Here is a 16,980-nt window from a genome sequence, read left to right as displayed (position 1 = left end):
CGCCGCTGCCGGCGGCAGCCTCACCGCCGGAGCCGGATGAGCCGGCGCCATTGCCTGCCGGCGCGACATTCGTCCTCACCCCCGCCTCGCCATCGCCGATCGCCCTGGCGCGCGTTCGGTTCTGATCGTCGGACCTGGTCACCTCGATCGGCGGCAATTGCTCGGCAAGCGCCTGCTGGGCGAAGGCGGAGGACGGATCGAGCGAATGCAGGGAAACGGATGCGAGCAGGCCGGCGGCAAAGCGCCTGGCGGCAGAGACGAGACGGGACACAATGGTAACCTCGGTATGACGTCAGTGGCACGTCACAGCGAACGAGGTTTCACGGCAGAGCGATGGATTGCTCCGGTGAAGCTAATGTCTGTACTCCCCGACCGACATCTTCGCGTGGGACCACGGCTGACGGCAGGTCTCCTGGCTCGCGGGTCGTGACCTTGCGTCGCCTTCCCAGGACCGAGATTCCCAGTGGCATGAGACGAAAGATTCACCGCTTACAGTTGCGGGGGCAGCCGTGGCGTTGAGACAAATCCCTGCGTTGGGACAATCCCGCACCACATTCCCTTTTGATCTCCATGAGGAGAACCGTCGCCGATCATTTACGAGCCGTTCGCCCCGGGAGTCAATCGACCGTTAGGTGCCGGCCGCTCAGGTCCGCCCTCGCACCCGTTGCGCCTGGGCCCAGGCGGCAGCGACGTCGCGCGGCGGAACATCGACGCGCTTGATCGGGGTCAATTCGCCGGAGGCCGAGACGATCGCGGTCTCCTCGCGCCGGCAGCGCGTGCAGACAAAGCGCACCTCGTGTGGAGACGCCGTCCAACTCGACCGCTTCACGTTGGCTGCCATCGGCCAGGCATCGCAATGCGAGCACGACACCAGAAACCGGCCGGGATCGAGCATACCCATTTCCATCGGACTCCGCGTCCTGCCCACTTGCTTCAATGATTGACCCATGTGAATCGTTCCGGTGCCCAGGCACCGCCCATTCCACGGGTTGCATCCCTACAAGGCAGAAGGCGGTGCGCTCAGCGCGCGCCCTTGAGGGTGCAGGAGGTCGTGCAGGTGACCGTGGTGCCGCGATCGCACGATTTGCAGGCATTGACGCACTGGTTCATGTCGCGGGGATTGTAGCTGTAGTTCCGCATCGGGCAGGTCGGCGTCGAGCCGGTGATATCCTGCTCCTGGTCGCAGGCCGCCGTCATGAGCGCGAATATGATCACGGCAACGAGGCGCATGTGATTGCCCTGTCAAGCATGGCAAATGACACTCGCGAGGTGCGCTGCATTGCAGCGAACCCCGGCCTTTCCACCACGAGCGATCGCTCGCGAGGTCAAGGATGCGCGCCAAACCTTAAGAACGGATTGCAGCCGGCGTCAGGCAGCAGCCTTGGTCGCGATCGCCTGCCGCATGTCCACCGCCAGCTGACGGTATTGCTCCGAGAGTTTCAGATAGAACTCGCGCTTGGTGCTGTCGGTGGCGAGCTTGGCGATCAGCTCGCATTCGGCGGTGAGCGTCTCGAACCGTTCCAGCCTGTCCTGAAGTTCCGTCATCGGCGTGTCCCCGTCAAACGCCTCAAGGACATCCAATCTAAGCCCGGGAAATAGGTCACGGCGAACATCGTTATCGAGTAGAAACGTTTTTTCCGGACAGGGCGAGCTGGCGCAACAAAAACGGCTATTTCTGCTCCAGCCGCCAGGCGCCGTCCCACCCCTCTTCCGGCGGCTTGGCCTCGAACTGCGCGATGCGGCCGAGCATCGTGCGCGAGGGGCCGTCGCCGGGGACGGCTTCGAGCGCGGCGTTGAAGGCGGCGCGCGCCTCGTCGAAGCGGCGGGCCCGATAGGCGGCGAGCGCTTCGGCATAATGCGTGCGCAGGCTGTCCTGCGCGCCGGTGAGTGCGCCCGCCCGCGCCATCACCTCGAAGATCGGCTGCGGCGCGCTCTGGCCCGCGACCGCCAGACGATCGATCTCGCGCAATTCGAGCCGCGCTCCGATCGCGTCAGCAGTTGCCTGCGAGATCAGGATGCGGGTTCCGTAGACCTTGTTGACGGCCTCCAGCCGCGAGGCCAGGTTCACGGCGTCGCCCATCACGGTGAAGCTCATCATCAGCTCGGAGCCGATGCTGCCGGTCAGGACCTCGCCGGTGGCGATGCCGATCCGCAGGTCACACGGCGCCGGCATGGCGCGGATGCCGAGCAGGTCGGGCAGCTGCTTCTGCAGCGCGGGCACCTGGTCGACCATCTCGGTTGCGGCGATGCCGGCCAGGAGCGCCTGCTCGTCTTCCTCGATGAAGGGCGGGCCCCAATAGGACATGATGGCGTCGCCGATATATTTGTCGATGATGCCGCGATTACCCCTGATCGGTCCGGACATCACCGTGAAATAGTGGTTCATCACCCTGACGAGGCCGCGCGGGGTCATGCCCTCGCTCATCGAGGTGAAGCCGCTCATGTCGCAGAACATGATGGTCATGACCCGGCGCTCGCCGTCGATCGCGACCTCGGGCCGGTCGATCAGCCCCTGCACCACCTTGGGATCGATGTAGCGGCCAAAGGTCTCGCGGATGCGCTCGTTGTGCCTGAGCTGCTCGGTCATGCGGTTGAAAGCCGCGGCGAGCTCGCCGATCTCGTCCTGCGTGGAGACGGTGATGGTCTTGTCGAAGCGGCCGGCCTCGACCTCGCGGGTGCCGGCGAGCAGCAGCCGCACCGGGCGCGTGATGCCGCTGGACACCAGGAGCGCAAAGGCAAAGCCGACGATCGCCGCGAGCAACGTCACGATGCCAGAGACGATGATCGCTTGGTGCTGATGGCCGATCACCTGCGACGTGCTGGCGAAGACCTGCTTGAGCATGTCGGCCCGGATCGCATCGATCTTCTGGTTGAACTGGTCGCGCAGCGCGTCGATATGCTCGAGCGTGATGCGCGCTTCCGCCATCTGCTGTGCGTCGATCTGGTTGAGGAGTTTCGCGTGGCTCTCCTTCTGATCGCGGCGCAGCTCGCCGACGGCGGTCTCGATGCGGGTCTCGATCCGTGCCAGCGCGGCGTTGTCGGACGGCGTGCGAGGGTCGTCTATGATCGCGTTGATCAGCTTGCGCGCGCGCTCGGCCTCCTCCTCGATCTTGCGGTCGGCGTCCTCGAACTCGCGAAGGCGCGCCGCATAGGCCTCCTCATCCGAGGACGCCTGCATCTTCGTCATGATCATCCGCCGCAGCGCCACCGATCGCTCCAGCGAGCGGATGTTGACGCGCGCGAGATCGCCATAGGCCGGGATGTAGCGGTTGGTCAGCTCGTCGAGCAGGACGCCGACCTGGCTCGACATCACCATCGACAGGATCGAGGTGACCAGCATCAGGACGATCAATCCGAGGGCGATACCGACGATCTTGCGCCTGATCGACTGGTTGAAAATCGGCATAGCTGCAGGGACAAAGGCCAAAGGGACGAAGCAAGGGAACTCCATACACCGGATCTTGCTGCGGGAACACGCGCAATCTGGTTCCTCCTGGCGCCCAGACCATGGCCGGTCGTCGCGCGAGCCCGGATCGTTAACAAAGGTTAAAGGAACTGCCCCCCAGCGGAGGTTCCCTCGTCACATCCGTATTTTGCCGCATTGTTGCGACAGCGTGAGGAATGCGAAACGATGCCGTGGCATCGTTCTCGATGTCGTTGATTCTCAAGCCGCATGTCGTCGCGGACCTTGGTTTGTAGTGGTTTCGCAGGGGGACCATGGGATGAACCAGTGCCTACGCTCGCTCGCGTTTCTCGTTGCCGTGGCCGCAATGGCCCTCCTCCCCACCGAGCTGGCGGCGAAGAGCAGCCACAAATCGTCTGCGCCGAAAAAGTCGCATGAGGCGAAAGCCGGCAAGCAGCGACATGCCGTGGCCAAGTCCCGTCACGGCAAGCATGCCGAGGCCAAGCGCAAGTCGAAGAAGACCGGCGACGAGCCATCAGAGAAACCGGCCGCCCCGCCCCTCACCGGCGACCTCGCCGCGCTGAAGGATGCGATCGACCTCGCGCGCAAGGGCAAGACGGATGACGCGAGCGCGGCGCGCGACCGCATCACTGATCCCGCCGGTCAGAAGCTCGCCGACTGGTTCATGCTGCGCCATTCCGAGAGCACGGCGAATTTCAAGCGTTATGCCGCCTTCCTTGCCGCCAATCCGGATTGGCCGAGCAGCGCCCTGCTCCGCCGCCGCGCCGAGGCGCGGCTGTGGCAGGAGAAGGCCGACGCGGCCACCGTGCACAAATTCACCATGGACCGCCCGACCAGCGCCAAGGGCAAGTTCGCCCTCGCCCGCGTGCTGCTCACTGAAGGCGACGTCGACAGGGCTACCCGGCTCGTGCGCGAGGCCTGGCGCACCGACGAATTGTCCGAGCGGAGCGAGGAGGATTCCTACGAAGCGTTCCGCGATCTGCTCAACTCCGAGGATCATCGCGCCCGCATGGACAAGCGGCTCGGCGCCAAGGACTATGCCGGTGCGCGGCGCGCGGCAAAACGGCTCGGCGAGGATGCGCTGGCGATCGTCAAGGCCTGCGCCGCCGTCACCGGCAAGGCCAGCAAGGCCAAGGATGATCTCGAGGACGTACCGACTGAAGCGCGCCGCGATCTCGGCTATGTGCTGTGCCGCGCCCAATGGCACCTCCAGAAGGACCGCATCGACGACGCCGCCGAGGTGATCCTGGCCGCCGCGCCCGACACCATGGCCGCCCAGGACACCGACGCCTGGTGGCGCGAGCGTCGCCTGCTCGCGCGCAAGCTGCTCGACCAGGGCAAGTTCAAGACGGCGTATGACGTGGTGCGCACCGCCGCGGTGCCCGAGAAGGAAGTCTACCGCGTCGATTATCATTTCATGTGCGGCTGGATCGCGCTGCGCTTCCTCGGCGATCCCCAGGCGGCGATGGTGCACTTCGCCGCCATCGACGAAGGCTCGGCCAATCCGATCGCGCTGTCGCGCGCCCATTACTGGCGCGGCCGTGCCGCCGAGGCGATGGGGGCGACGGCCGATGCGCGCATGAGCTACCGGGCGGCCGCGCGCTATCCGACCGCCTATTACGGCCAGCTTGCGCGCGCAAAGCTCGGCCTCGATCGCATCGAGCTGCGACCGCCCTCGCCCGTGCTGGCCGCGCTCGACACCCCGCCCGCAGACGAGCGCGTGCGCGCCGCCGACATGCTCTACGGCATCGGCGAGCGCGACACGGTGTTCTATTACGCCGAGGATTTCGCCAGGGAGAGCACCGACGTGGCGGCCCTCGAGGGCCTCGGCGAACTCGCCGGACAGCGCCGCGATGCGCGCGTGATGCTGGAGGTCGGCAAGTCGGCGCTGGCGCGCGGGCTCGCCCTCGACCATTACGCTTTTCCGACCATCGGCATCCCCGAGCACCAGCAGGTCGCGCCCGCGATCGAGACCAGCGTGATCTATTCGGTGGCGCGCACCGAAAGCTCGTTCGACCAGCGCGACAAGTCGCCGGCCAATGCGGTCGGGCTGATGCAGGTGACGCCTGAAGCCGGCCGCGACACCGCCAAGCGCTTTGGCCTGACTTACGACTGGGACAAGATGGTCTCCGATCCCGTCTACAACACGCAAATGGGCGCGGCCGAGCTCAGCGCGCTGCTGTCGGAATATCGCGGCAACCAGATCATGACCTTTGCCGGCTACAATGCCGGCCGCGGCCGCGTGCGCGAATGGGTGCAGGCGCGCGGCGACCCCAGGGATCCCAAGGTCGATCCGGTCGACTGGGTCGAGCGCATCCCGCTGTCGGAGACGCGCAACTACGTCCAGCGCGTGATGGAGAACGTGCTGGTGTACCGCGCCAGGTTCGAGGGCAGCAGCATGATCGCCGGCAAGTCCGACCAGCGCGTCACGACGCAGGAAGTGAGCGCGGCACCAACGGGATCGGCCGCAGCCCCCTCGCCCTAGCCTCGCCACCGCCGGGGCTGGACGCGGCGCGGGCTGGACGCGGTGACTGCGGCCGACTGTTCTGCGCGGCCGTCATCGAGCTAGCCGTCACCTCCTTCCATGGTCAGAAGGTCGTACTCGCGCAGATATGCCTCGGCCAATGAGCGCGACAGCGCGCCCATCTGAATCATCCAGCCCCAGCTCGAAATCGCCGTCAGCACCGCGATCGCCTCGAACGGGCTGCGGGGCCACAGCATGTCCATGGCCGTCTGCTGACGGTAGCAACCGTAGTCGCAATACCGCTCTTGCTTGGACACATGCCGGACGTAACTCGCACCCAGCGGCCGCGCGCATGCGCCGCAGACGCCGTGGCAAGGATGTTCCTGATTGACGAGCATGAATCTCAATGCCGTGTCCTCTCCTGCCGAATGCGTCCTGCCAGGCCTGACGGCTCAAGATGCCGCGCGCGTACGTCCCTCGATCAACGGCGCGGCCTCGTGATGAAGTGCGAAGCACTCGTAGCCGCAGTAGCGCAGCAGCGTCCTGGCGTCCCGCAGATAGCCACCATCGATCTCCTCGCAGCACCAAAGGCACGACGTCTTGCGGAACGGGGTTCTGCCGTTCACCAATATGAATCTCACGTGGCACCTCCCAACGCGAAACAGTAGACCAAGTCGACCAGAGAGGCGGACGGCGGTGGCGCGCAGATATGGTTGCGGCCATCGGGATTGTCCCTGTTGCGCTCGACCTTCTGGGACGGGATCAGGATGTATTTGCCGTCTTCCCGGCGCCGCGCGTAGATCCTGCCGTCGACGTAGCGAATCTCGGTCGGGTAGCAATCGGCATTGTTGCAGCAGCTCAGAACCGGATTGTCCGGCATGTGCCAGCTCGAATAGAACTTCTCGTGCAGCAGTTGATCCTGGGGCGGATGGTGACGATGTGGCCCATCCCCTCCGGCTTCGTCGGCCTCCACGCCCGTCACCAGCGGAAGCGGCAGCGCGATCGCCAACAGGAGCTTGCAGGTACGGTTCAACGCAGCCTCCCGACGAAGAAATTGCCTGAGGTGGCAGGCGCGGCGGCTGGTCCTCAGGCCGCCTGATATCGGAACAACCAGCGGCGGTCGCGCTCGCGGCGCGCCCTGAACCGGTCGAGACATTTCCTCGAGCAGAGCGGCGTCCGCCAGGAATAGTATCGGATCAGGCCAAACTTCGCCGTGCAGACGGCACAGCCTTTGGTCTCGGGACGGCGCTCGGAATGCTCTGGGCTATCGCACATCATCCTCTCCTCTTGACCTCTCAGGGGTCCCGGCTTCCTTGTGCGCAAGCTCGGGTCGCCACGGTCGTCACGGAAAATGCGGCCTCTCAATCGTGACCGCCAACTCATCCGGCAAGTCAGGGGGCGGATGCGGAGCCTGGCTCTTTGAGGGCAACACCCCCGAGCCTTTCAGCGAATGTGCTCCGCAATCGTCTCCTCTCGATTGACCGCAAAACTAGGCCGCCTGCACCCCATCGCTCAATTGTACGGAGGTAAATGCGCGCTAGAACTAGGGTTGTGCGAGCTATACGTAGGTTTGTGCCGTAGTTTTGCGGTCCTGGCCCACCCGCGCAACGAGACGGCGCAACGCGCGCAAGCTGCACGGCAACCGGGAGCTTTGCCGGGAATCCGACTTTGGTCGGGGGCAATTGCCCCTGTTCTGGCAAAGTGCTCTACTCGCCTTGACGCTAGCGCGCCGGGACGCTTGCGATGATGCCTGGCCAGATCACGAAAATCGGGACTTCGGCCGCACAATTCCTGCTCGGCGGCCTTGCGGCGCTTCGATCATTCGGCAACGGCGAGAAGGACCGGTCCGCGGTCGCTGACGCCTCGCGGCAGAACACCGATCTGCGTGACGCCATGAAGCAATGGCGCGAGGTGTTCGAGCACAATCCGGTCATGTACTTCATGGTCGATCCGTCCGGAACGGTGCTCAACGTGAATACGTTTGGCGCCGCACAATTGGGCTACTCGACGGCCGAGCTGATCGGCCAATCCGTGCTGAACGTCTTCTTCGAGGAAGACCACGACTTCGTTCGTCAATGCGTCGCTTTGTGCCTGACGACCGTGGACCAGTCGCATACCTGGGAGATTCGCAAGTTCCGGAAGGACGGGTCGGTGCTCTGGGTCCGCGAAAACGCCAAGGCGATGCTGCGCGGCGACGGCACGCCGATCCTGCTGGTCGCTTGCGAGAACATCACCCAGCGCAAGGAAGCCGAGGATGCGCTGCGACAGAGCGAGGCCTACCTCGCCCAGGCCCAGGAATTGAGCCACACCGGCAGCTTCGGCTTGAACCTCGCCACCGGCGAGGCGGTCTGGTCGAGGGAGACCTTCCGCATCTTCCAATGCGACCCTGCGACGAAGCCGACCCTGAACTTCGCCTTTCAGCGCATCCATCCGGAAGATCGCGACATAGTCCGCGGCACCCTTGATCGGGCCTACCGGCTGGCGGAGGATTTCGACCACGAATACCGCCTGCTGATGCCCGACGGATCGATCAAATATCTCCATTCCGTGGCGCGCGCCGTGCGGCACCCGTCCGGGCGCATCGAGTTCGTCGGAGCGGTGACCGATGTCACGATTGCGAAGGAAGCGGAACAGAGGCTGCGTCGCAGCGAAGCCTATTTGGCCGAAGCCCAACGCCTCAGCCATACGAGCAGCTGGGCCTGGGACGTTCATCGTCAGGAGTTCGCCTACCGGTCGGCTGAACTGTACCGCCTGTTCGGATTTGAGCTGGACCAGACCGATGTCCCGGCCCGGGCTTTTCAGCAACGTATCCTGCCGGAGGACTTTCGGCGGATTGTCGAGGTGGAACGTGAAGCTGTCAGGCAAAAGCAGCCCTTCCAGATCGACTTCCGGATTGTGCGCCCCGACGGTTCGATCAGACACGTCCACAGCGAGGGACATCCTGTGATCGGCCGCGACGGCGAGGTGATGGAAATCATCGGCACGCACGTGGACGTCACCGAGCAGTTCGCGGCGAAAGACGCCCTGCATCAGGCGTTCGATGAGCTCAAGACATCCGAACAGCGCTTCCGCGACTATGCCGAAACCGCATCGGACTGGTTCTGGGAGACCGGGCCGGACCACCGCATTACCAGGATATCGGAGCACGCCGAAACCTCCAGCGCTGCGCCGAAGGGCCTGATCGGCCTGGCCCGCTGGGACATTCCGCCCGACGCCGAGTTCGAGCCGGAGAAATGGGAGCAGCATCGCGCGGCGCTCGATGCCCACGTTGCGTTCCGCGATCTGATCTACCGCAGCAGGGATGGTAACGGATCTCCAATCTACGTGCGGACCAGCGGCAAGCCGTTCCATGATGCGACAGGCAATTTTCTCGGCTATCGCGGCGTCAGCAGCGACGTCACGGCGGCGATCCGCGTCGAGCAGGCGGAAGAGGCGCTGCGCAAGGCGCAAGGCGAGCTCGCCCACGTCACCCGCGTCACAACGCTCGGGGAACTGACCACCTCGATTGCCCACGAAATCACCCAGCCCATCGCCGCGGTGATCTCCAACGCGGACGCGTGCATCGCTTGGCTTGACCGCGACCCCGCCGACCTGAAGGCCGCGCGCCGTTCCGCAGAGTGGATTGTCGAGGATGCCAATCGGGCAAGCGAGGTGATCCGCCGGATCAGAGCGCTTGCGAAGAAGACCGAGATCGAAATGGCTCCACTCGACATCAACCAGGTCGTCAGGGAGGCAGTGGCGCTGGTTCGGCGCGAGCTGGCGATCCATGCGGTGTCGGTGCGAATGGAGTTGGCGTCCGACCTGCCGAGGATTTGCGGCGACCGGATCCAGCTTCAGCAGGTGCTGATCAACCTGGTGGTGAACGGCATCGAAGCCATGCATGCCAATGTCGACCGCCCGCGCGAGCTGGCGATCCGCTCGAGCCGGACGGACGACGACCGCCTGCTCCTCACCGTGACGGACCGCGGTGTCGGCCTTGGCAAAGACGTCAAGGAACGCATCTTCACCCCCTTCTTCACGACGAAATCGGGCGGTCTGGGAATGGGACTCTCGATCTGCCGATCGATCATCGAGGCTCATGCGGGCCGGCTTTCGGCCATTCAAAATGAAGGGAGCGGAGCAACATTCCAGATCGCCCTGCCCTTGCCACACAAGGACACGTCGTGACTGATCATGCCAAGCAGGCCCAGGCGAGCGCCGGTGATCCGATCGTCCTGATCGTCGATGATGATCCGTCGATGCGCCGTGCGCTCACCAATCTCTTTCAATCGGTCGGCCTCAAGGTCGAAGCCTTCAGCTCGGCGGCGGAGATCATGGAAGCCAAACCGCCGGCGGTCCCCAGTTGCCTCGTGCTCGACATCCGCCTGCCGGGCTTGAGTGGCCTCGACCTCCAGGCGGACCTCGCCAAAGCCAATATTCACACGCCCATTATCTTCATCACCGGTCACGGCGATATTCCCATGACCGTAAGAGCCATGAAAAGCGGTGCCGTCGATTTTCTGACCAAGCCGGTGCGCGACCAGGACATGCTGGATGCCGTGCAGGCGGCGATCGAACGCGATCGCAAGCGGCGCGATGCCGAGCAGTCGATCTCGGGGGTGCGATCCCGTTTCGAGGGACTGACGGCGCGCGAACGCGACGTCCTCGCCCTGGTTGCATCCGGCCTGATGAACAAGCAGGTCGCCGCCGAGCTTGGATTGGCCGAAATCACCGTGAAGATCTATCGCGGCCAGATCATGCGGAAAATGGCGGCGAAGTCGTTGGCCGACCTCGTCAGAATGACCGACGCGCTCGGAATCCCGCGCAACAGGGGTCATTTGCAAACCTAAGTATGCTTTCCAATCTCGCTCCGGTGGCCCACCTTCCCTCAAGCGGCTGAATCGCAGCCGGCGGCTCCCCGTGCAGGAGCATTATATTGCCAGTGTCTTCGATCATTTCCGTCATTGATGATGATCCCTCCGTTCGTCTTGCGACGAACAACCTCCTGACGTCGCGCGGGTATACGGTCCACACCTTTGGCTCGGCTCACGAATTTCTCCAATCCGCCCAACTGGAGACGACCGGCTGCGTGATCACGGACGTGCAGATGTCGGTCATGAGCGGCGTCGAGCTGCTGACGCACATGCGCGGCCTCGGGCGCGTCACGCCCTTCATTTTCATGACGGCTTTTCCGGATGAGGCCGTACGCGACCGCGCACTCAGGGCCGGCGCGATCTGCTTTCTCGCCAAGCCGTTTTCGACGCCAGCCCTGATCCAGTGCCTGGAGACCGCATTGTCGGACCCCGGCGACGCCACGATGTGATGCGGCGGCCCCGCGTCCCACGGCCACGACACGTCTGCGGCCATGCGGCATGCTCAATCCACCTTGATGTTGGCCGCCTTGATCATCGGCCACCATTTGGCGATCTCGGCCTTCTGACGGGTGCCGAGCGCTTCGGGCGTGAGCTGGTCCTTCGGCGTCATCTCCAGCCCCTGGCTTTCGAGCTGCTTCTTCACGGCGGGATCGTTCAGCGCCTCTACGGCCGCGGCGTTGAGTTTGGCAACGATCTCCTTTGGCGTGCCCTTCGGCACCCACATGCCCGACCACAGCGTCATGTTGAAGCCTTTGAGCCCTGCCTCCTCCGCGGTCGGAATCTCAGGGGCCGAAGACAGGCGCTTGCTGTCGGTGATGGCGTAGGCGCGGATGGTGCCGGCGCGGACCTGCGCGATGGAGTTGGAGGTCTGGTCGATGATGACGTCGATCTGGCCGGCGATGAGATCGTTCAACGCGGGTGCCGTGCCGCGATACGGCACGTATTGCAGCTTGATGCCGGAGACGCTCTCGAAATAGACGCCGGCGATGTGGCTGCCGGAGCCGGCGCCGGCGGTGCCCGCTGTCGGCGGCGACGGCCGTGACTTCAGCCATTCGATCAGCTCTTTCAGCGACGTCGCCGGCACCGCGTTCTTGCTGACGACGATCATCGGATTGCTCGGCAGCAGCACCACCGGCTCGAGGTCGGCAACGAGGTCGTATTTGAGCTTGTAGACGGCGCCATTGGCGACGTGGGTGCCGAGATGGCCGAAGGAGATGGTGTAGCCGTCCGGCGGCGATTGCACGGCGCGGCCGACGCCGATCGACCCGCCCGCACCGGTGACGTTCTCGACCACGAGGGGCTGGCCGAGCGGAGTGCGCATCCGCTCGGCGAGCACGCGCGCCATCGCATCCGACGGGCCGCCGGCCGCGAACGGCACGATGATGGTGATGGGACGGGAGGGATAGTCATCGGCGCGCGCGGCGCCGGTCACAGCGAGAATAGCAAACAGCGCAGCCCAGACGGCCTTCGTCATTGTCTTCTCCCCAGCGATGTCGTTCTTGTTTTTCTTCACCTCGCCCCGCTTGCGGGGAGAGGTCGAATTGCGAAGCAATTCGGGTGAGGGGGGTCTCCGCAGGTTCAGCTGTCACCGCCCCCGCGGAGACTCCCCCTCGCCCCAACCCTCTCCCCGCAAGCGGGGCGAGGGAGAAGCAAGCTAGAACTGTGTGTAATCGATCGGCTTGTGGCGATCGAGCGTGCGGGTCACCGGCGGCAGCGGATATTTCAGGCCGGTCGCGCAATTGAACAGCATGACGCGGTCACCCCTCGAGACGCGGCCGTCGGCGAGGCTGTCCTTGTAGGCGGCATAGGTCGCGGCGCCCTCGGGGCAGAGCAGCAGCCCCTCCTCGCGCGCAACCTCGTTCAGCGCCGACGAGATCTTGTCGTCGTCGACCGCGATGGCAAAGCCCTTGCTCTCGCGGACCGCGCGCAAGATGAGAAAGTCGCCGATCGCCTGCGGCACGCGGATGCCCGAGGCGATGGTGTGGGCGTCCTCCCAGCGCGTCGCATGCTCGGTGCCGGCGTCATAGGCCCGCACCATCGGCGCACAGCCCGAAGCCTGCACCGCGACCATGCGCGGGCGCTTCGAACCGATGAAGCCGATCTTCTCGAGCTCGTCGAAGGCCTTCCACATGCCGATCAGGCCGGTGCCGCCGCCGGTCGGATAGAAGATCACATCGGGCACGTCCCAACCGAGCTGCTCGGCAAGCTCGAGGCCCATCGTCTTCTTGCCTTCAATGCGGTACGGCTCCTTGAGCGTCGAGGTGTCGAACCAGCCGACCTTGGCCTTGCCCTCGCCGACGATCTTGCCGCAATCGTCGATATAGCCGTTGACGCGGTAGACGGTCGCGCCCTGCAGCTCGATCTCGCTGACGTTCACCTCCGGCGTATCGGCCGGGCAGAAGATTGTGGTCTTGATGCCGCAGGAGGTGGCGTAGGCCGCCAGCGCAGCCCCCGCGTTGCCGTTGGTCGGCATCGCCATGTGCTTGATGCCGAGCGCCTTGCCCATCGACACCGCCATCACGAGGCCACGCGCCTTGAACGAGCCGGTCGGCAGCCGTCCCTCGTCCTTGACGATGATCTCGCCGCCGCCGAGTTTCTTGCCGAGCTTCGGCAGCCGGATCAGGGGCGTGGTGACCTCGCCGAGCGAGACGATGTCCTTGCATTTGCGCACCGGCAGCAGCTCGCGGTAGCGCCACATGTCGCCGGGGCGTTGCGCGAGCGCGTCCTTGGTCAGCGCCTTCTTCACGCCTGCGAGGTCGTAGCGTACCAGCAGCGGTTTGCCGGCCTTGGAGAGATTGTGGACCTGGTCGGCGGCGTAATGATCGCCCTCCATTGCGCATTCGAGATGGGTGACGAAGGTCGGGCGTTCGACGATGAGGTTGTCGTTGTCGTGCATGGGTTCATTCCCTTTTGTTGTTTTCGTATTTCTCTATCAAACCCGCCACCCCGAGGCGCCGGAGCGAAGCGGAGGCCTCGAAGGGCAACGAGCCCGGCTGCTGCAGCTCGGCCGTTCATCCTTCGAGGGTCACTCGGCGGCGCGGTGCGCCGCCGAACTCGCACCTCAGGATGACGGGACTGATGGCAGCACGCTGCGCCGCAGCCCTCGTTCCATCAAATATTCAACACCTTTCCATATGCATCCAGCACGGCTTCCTTCATCATCTCCGACAGCGTGGGATGCGGGAAGACCGTGTGCATCAGCTCTTCTTCCGTCGTCTCCAGATTCATGGCGACGACGTAGCCCTGGATCAGCTCGGTGACTTCAGCGCCGACCATGTGGGCGCCGAGCAGCTGGCCGGTCTTCTTGTCGAAGATCACCTTGACGAGGCCCTGGTCCTCGCCGAGCGCGATCGCCTTGCCGTTGCCGACGAAGGGGAAACGGCCGACGCGGATCTCGCGGCCGTTCTCCTTCGCCTTGGCTTCGGTGAGGCCAACGGAGGCGACCTGCGGCTGGCAATAGGTGCAGCCCGGGATCATGTTCTTGTCCATGGGATGCGGATGCAGTCCCTTGATCGCCTCGACGCAGATCACGCCCTCATGCTCGGCCTTGTGTGCGAGCATCGGGGGCCCCGCGACGTCGCCGATGGCATAGATGCCGGGGACGTTGGTCTTGCCGTAGCCGTCGATCACGATGCAGCCGCGGTCGGTCTTCACGCCGAGCTTTTCCAGGCCGAGATTCTCGATATTGCCGACGACGCCGACCGCCGAGATCACGCGTTCGAACTCTGATGTGACCGGCTTGCCCTTGCCATCGTCGATGGTTGCGACGACGCTGTCGGCCTTCTTCTCCAGCTTCGTGACCTTGGTGGAGGACATGATCTTGATGCCCTGCTTCTCCAGGCGCTTGCGGGCGAGCCCCGCGATCTCGGCGTCCTCGACGGGCAGGATCTGCGGCAGCACCTCGACCACGGTGACGTCGGAGCCCATGGTGTGGAAGAACGAGGCGAACTCGATGCCGATCGCGCCGGAGCCGACCACCAGCAGCGACTTCGGCATCTTCTCCGGCACCATCGCCTCGAAGTAGGTCCAGACCAGCTTCTTGTCAGGCTCGAGCCCCGGCAGCACGCGCGGCCGCGCGCCGGTCGCGACGATGATGTGCTTGGCCTGATAGGTCCCCTCGCCCAGCGCACCCTTCGGGCCCTCGACGTCGGACTTCTTCACCGTGACCTTGCCGGGCGCGTCGATCGTGGCCGCGCCCCAGATCACGCTGACCTTGTTCTTCTTCATCAGGAAGCCGACGCCGTCGTTGAGCCGCTTGGAGACGCCGCGTGAGCGCTGCACCACCGCCTTCGGATCGAACGAGACCTTCTCCGCCGACAGGCCGTAATCCCCGGCATGCTGCATGTAATGATAGATCTCGGCCGAGCGCAGCAGCGCCTTGGTCGGGATGCACCCCCAGTTCAGGCAGATGCCGCCGAGATACGACTTCTCGACGATCGCGACCTTGAAGCCGAGCTGAGCGGCGCGGATCGCGGTGACATAGCCGCCGGGACCGGAGCCGATGATGATGACGTCGAAGGATGTGTCGGCCATGGCGGCTCCCGTTCAACTCAAGAGGCGCCGCGGGCGCGGCGCTTGACCAGAAAAGACCTCACCAGCCATTCGAGCATCACCGCCAGGACCATGACGGCCAGAGCGATGAGCACGACGGGCTGGGCGATGTTCCGTGCCAGTTGCTCACCGGCAAAGAACGCAGAGTGCAGAAAATCGAGCCCGATCGGGTTGAGCGCGACGACGGCTCCGAGCAGCAGCGACATCCACGGCCAGCGGGTACGGACATGCAAAATTGCGCCCTCTGCCGCCGCGTCAGACCATCATCATGACGGGGTTTTCGATCAGCTGCTTGAAGGCGCCGATCAGCTCGGCGCCGAGCGCACCGTCGATGGCGCGGTGATCGCAGGACAAGGTCACGCTCATCATGTGCGCGATCTCGATCTTGCCGCCGCGTACCACAGGGCGTTCCTCGCTGGTGCCGACCGCGAGGATGGTCGCATGCGGCGGGTTGATCACGGCGGTGAAGTGGCTGATGCCGTACATGCCGAGGTTGGAAACTGCGGTGGTGCCGCCCTGGTATTCCTCGGGCTTGAGCTTGCGCGAGCGGGCGCGCGCGGCGAAATCCTTCATCTCGTTGGAGATGGTCGAAAGCGTCTTGGTCTCGGCCTTGCGGATGATCGGGGTGATCAGGCCACCCGGCATTGCGACCGCAACGCCGACGTCGGAATGATGGTGCTTGACCATGCCGCTTTCGGTCCAACTGACGTTGCAGTTCGGGATCTTCTGCAGCGCCACTGCCATCGCCTTGATGACGAAGTCGTTGACCGAGATCTTGTAGAGCGGCTTCTTCTCCTTGTCCTTCGGCGCGGCAGCGTTGATTTCCTCGCGGGCAGCGAGGAGCTTGCCGATGTCGCAGTCGATGGTCAGGTAGAAGTGCGGGACGTTCTGGATCGATGCAGTCAGGCGCTGCGCAATGGTACGGCGCATGCCGTCATGCGGAATGATATCGTAGGAGCCGGGCTCGAACAGCGACAGGATTTGCTTGTCCGACATGGTGGGCGCGATCGAGGGCGCACCTGATGGTGCCGCGGCGGGCGCCTTGAGGCCCTTGCCCGACTTGGCCTGCTCGACGTCGCGGGCGACCACGCGGCCGTGCGGGCCGGTGCCTGTTACCATCGACACGTCGATGCCGGCGTCCTTGGCGAGACGCCGCGCCAGCGGCGAGGAGAACACGCGACCACCTTGGCCGTTGCTCTGCGCGGCCGGAGTAGCGGCCTGCGGCGCAGGTGCAGCAGCCGGCGACGGCGCGGCTTTGGGCGCGGCAGGCGCAGCAGCGGGAGCCGGCGCCGCAGCAGGAGCCTCGGCCGCCTTCGGAGGTGCGGCCGAAGCGCTGGGCTTGGCGGCACCCGCCGCCTTCACGTCCTCGCCTTCGCCGGCGAGCACCGCGATCACGTCGTTGACCGGGACGTCCTGCGTGCCCTCGGGCACCAGGATCCTGGCGATCGTGCCCTCGTCGATGGCCTCGACCTCCATGGTCGCCTTGTCGGTCTCGATCTCGGCGATGACGTCGCCGGATTTGACCTTGTCGCCTTCCTTCTTCAGCCACTTGGCGAGGTTGCCCTTCTCCATCGTCGGCGAGAGAGCGGGCATCAGGATGTTGATGGGCATGCTGACCTCAAGAAGAACTTTGCAAAACGTCGCCTCCGACAGCGGAGACGAACAGACCAGGTTTAGTTGCCGATGTC

16 protein-coding genes, 1 pseudogene and 1 riboswitch are annotated in these 16,980 nt (G+C 64.7%); of the genes and pseudogenes, 4 read left to right on the top strand and 13 right to left on the bottom strand.

The annotated features are described in order from the left end of the window. The 5 genes and pseudogenes from IC66_RS42685 to IC66_RS0127470 form a co-directional block, all read right to left on the bottom strand. Positions 1 to 271, bottom strand: a pseudogene (locus IC66_RS42685) (TonB-dependent receptor); the annotation flags it as partial. Positions 272 to 385: 114 nt separating this feature from the next. Next, a riboswitch (cobalamin riboswitch) is annotated at positions 386 to 600 on the bottom strand. Positions 601 to 643: 43 nt separating this feature from the next. Continuing rightward, positions 644 to 907 carry a hypothetical protein gene (locus IC66_RS0127485; RefSeq protein WP_240536374.1) on the bottom strand — a complete coding sequence of 88 codons (264 nt, stop codon included), beginning with the start codon at positions 905 to 907 and terminating at the stop codon, positions 644 to 646. Positions 908 to 1,020: 113 nt separating this feature from the next. After that, complete coding sequence (locus tag IC66_RS0127480) at positions 1,021 to 1,230, bottom strand: hypothetical protein (protein ID WP_028141611.1); 210 nt, start codon at positions 1,228 to 1,230, stop codon at positions 1,021 to 1,023. A gap of 138 nt (positions 1,231 to 1,368) precedes the next feature. After that, the gene (locus tag IC66_RS47820) at positions 1,369 to 1,545 is read right to left on the bottom strand and encodes a hypothetical protein (RefSeq protein ID WP_018320305.1); all 177 of its coding nucleotides are present in this window, start codon (positions 1,543 to 1,545) and stop codon (positions 1,369 to 1,371) included. A 124-nt stretch (positions 1,546 to 1,669) separates the two neighbouring features. Next, positions 1,670 to 3,406, bottom strand: coding sequence for an adenylate/guanylate cyclase domain-containing protein (locus tag IC66_RS0127470; RefSeq protein WP_028141610.1), 1,737 nt, complete (start codon positions 3,404 to 3,406; stop codon positions 1,670 to 1,672). 316 nt (positions 3,407 to 3,722) lie between these two features. Here IC66_RS0127470 and IC66_RS0127465 point away from each other — a divergent pair, with 316 nt between their 5' ends. Next, positions 3,723 to 5,909, top strand: a complete 2,187-nt coding sequence (locus tag IC66_RS0127465; RefSeq protein WP_028141609.1) for a transglycosylase SLT domain-containing protein — start codon at positions 3,723 to 3,725, stop codon at positions 5,907 to 5,909. A gap of 80 nt (positions 5,910 to 5,989) precedes the next feature. Here IC66_RS0127465 and IC66_RS47210 read toward each other — a convergent pair whose 3' ends face one another. The 3 genes from IC66_RS47210 to IC66_RS0127455 are packed head-to-tail and all read right to left on the bottom strand — an operon-like array spanning position 5,990 to position 6,921. Next, a complete protein-coding gene (locus tag IC66_RS47210) occupies positions 5,990 to 6,286 on the bottom strand; it encodes a hypothetical protein (protein ID WP_240536373.1) in 297 nt (98 codons plus the stop codon). A 54-nt stretch (positions 6,287 to 6,340) separates the two neighbouring features. Next, positions 6,341 to 6,529, bottom strand: a complete 189-nt coding sequence (locus IC66_RS47205) for a hypothetical protein (protein WP_049801976.1) — start codon at positions 6,527 to 6,529, stop codon at positions 6,341 to 6,343. After that, positions 6,526 to 6,921, bottom strand: coding sequence for a hypothetical protein (locus tag IC66_RS0127455; protein ID WP_038949825.1), 396 nt, complete (start codon positions 6,919 to 6,921; stop codon positions 6,526 to 6,528). Before IC66_RS0127455 ends, IC66_RS47205 begins: the two co-directional genes overlap by 4 nt. 710 nt (positions 6,922 to 7,631) lie before the next feature. On the opposite strand from IC66_RS0127455, the gene IC66_RS0127450 reads away from it, so the two are divergent. The 3 genes from IC66_RS0127450 to IC66_RS0127440 all read left to right on the top strand — a co-directional run bounded on the left by IC66_RS0127450 (position 7,632) and on the right by IC66_RS0127440 (position 11,190). Then, entirely contained in the window at positions 7,632 to 10,055 is a 2,424-nt protein-coding gene (locus IC66_RS0127450) for a PAS domain S-box protein (RefSeq protein WP_038949824.1), read from the top strand. Beyond that, on the top strand, positions 10,052 to 10,717 hold the full coding sequence (locus IC66_RS0127445; protein WP_028141606.1) for a response regulator transcription factor: 666 nt from the start codon (positions 10,052 to 10,054) through the stop codon (positions 10,715 to 10,717). The genes IC66_RS0127450 and IC66_RS0127445 overlap by 4 nt, the downstream gene beginning before the upstream one ends. Positions 10,718 to 10,809: 92 nt before the next feature. Beyond that, positions 10,810 to 11,190 (top strand): response regulator transcription factor, encoded by a 381-nt coding sequence (locus IC66_RS0127440; RefSeq protein WP_085968097.1) that lies wholly within the window; start codon positions 10,810 to 10,812, stop codon positions 11,188 to 11,190. A 53-nt stretch (positions 11,191 to 11,243) separates the two neighbouring features. On the opposite strand, the gene IC66_RS0127435 is transcribed toward IC66_RS0127440, so the two are convergent. The 5 genes from IC66_RS0127435 to IC66_RS0127415 form a co-directional block, all read right to left on the bottom strand. Next, positions 11,244 to 12,215: a tripartite tricarboxylate transporter substrate binding protein BugD gene (locus IC66_RS0127435; protein WP_038949823.1), complete on the bottom strand. Its 972-nt coding sequence runs from the start codon at positions 12,213 to 12,215 to the stop codon at positions 11,244 to 11,246. Between the two features lie 180 nt (positions 12,216 to 12,395). Further along, entirely contained in the window at positions 12,396 to 13,637 is a 1,242-nt protein-coding gene (locus IC66_RS0127430; RefSeq protein ID WP_038949821.1) for a threonine synthase, read from the bottom strand. A 215-nt stretch (positions 13,638 to 13,852) separates the two neighbouring features. Further along, positions 13,853 to 15,274: a dihydrolipoyl dehydrogenase gene (lpdA, locus tag IC66_RS0127425; RefSeq protein ID WP_038949820.1), complete on the bottom strand. Its 1,422-nt coding sequence runs from the start codon at positions 15,272 to 15,274 to the stop codon at positions 13,853 to 13,855. Positions 15,275 to 15,291: 17 nt separating this feature from the next. Beyond that, positions 15,292 to 15,498 (bottom strand): hypothetical protein, encoded by a 207-nt coding sequence (locus tag IC66_RS0127420; RefSeq protein WP_038949818.1) that lies wholly within the window; start codon positions 15,496 to 15,498, stop codon positions 15,292 to 15,294. Positions 15,499 to 15,547: 49 nt separating this feature from the next. Continuing rightward, complete coding sequence (locus IC66_RS0127415; protein ID WP_028141600.1) at positions 15,548 to 16,903, bottom strand: pyruvate dehydrogenase complex dihydrolipoamide acetyltransferase; 1,356 nt, start codon at positions 16,901 to 16,903, stop codon at positions 15,548 to 15,550. Positions 16,904 to 16,980 lie beyond the last annotated feature (77 nt).

Origin of the sequence: Bradyrhizobium genomosp. III, from assembly GCF_000261705.1 — a bacterium.
Lineage (GTDB): Bacteria > Pseudomonadota > Alphaproteobacteria > Rhizobiales > Xanthobacteraceae > Bradyrhizobium > Bradyrhizobium ottawaense.
The sequence above is the reverse complement of the archived record's forward strand: the minus strand, read 5'-3'. Positions and strand labels throughout refer to the sequence as shown.

Coding starts and splice junctions, on each gene's coding strand:
- IC66_RS0127485 (WP_240536374.1), bottom strand. CDS start 907: ATGGAAATGGGTATGCTCGATCCCGGCCGGTTTCTGGTGTCGTGCTCG.
- IC66_RS0127480 (WP_028141611.1), bottom strand. CDS start 1,230: ATGCGCCTCGTTGCCGTGATCATATTCGCGCTCATGACGGCGGCCTGC.
- IC66_RS47820 (WP_018320305.1), bottom strand. CDS start 1,545: ATGACGGAACTTCAGGACAGGCTGGAACGGTTCGAGACGCTCACCGCC.
- IC66_RS0127470 (WP_028141610.1), bottom strand. CDS start 3,406: ATGCCGATTTTCAACCAGTCGATCAGGCGCAAGATCGTCGGTATCGCC.
- IC66_RS0127465 (WP_028141609.1), top strand. CDS start 3,723: ATGAACCAGTGCCTACGCTCGCTCGCGTTTCTCGTTGCCGTGGCCGCA.
- IC66_RS47210 (WP_240536373.1), bottom strand. CDS start 6,286: ATGCTCGTCAATCAGGAACATCCTTGCCACGGCGTCTGCGGCGCATGC.
- IC66_RS0127450 (WP_038949824.1), top strand. CDS start 7,632: ATGATGCCTGGCCAGATCACGAAAATCGGGACTTCGGCCGCACAATTC.
- IC66_RS0127435 (WP_038949823.1), bottom strand. CDS start 12,215: ATGACGAAGGCCGTCTGGGCTGCGCTGTTTGCTATTCTCGCTGTGACC.
- IC66_RS0127430 (WP_038949821.1), bottom strand. CDS start 13,637: ATGCACGACAACGACAACCTCATCGTCGAACGCCCGACCTTCGTCACC.
- lpdA (WP_038949820.1), bottom strand. CDS start 15,274: ATGGCCGACACATCCTTCGACGTCATCATCATCGGCTCCGGTCCCGGC.
- IC66_RS0127420 (WP_038949818.1), bottom strand. CDS start 15,498: ATGTCGCTGCTGCTCGGAGCCGTCGTCGCGCTCAACCCGATCGGGCTC.
- IC66_RS0127415 (WP_028141600.1), bottom strand. CDS start 16,903: ATGCCCATCAACATCCTGATGCCCGCTCTCTCGCCGACGATGGAGAAG.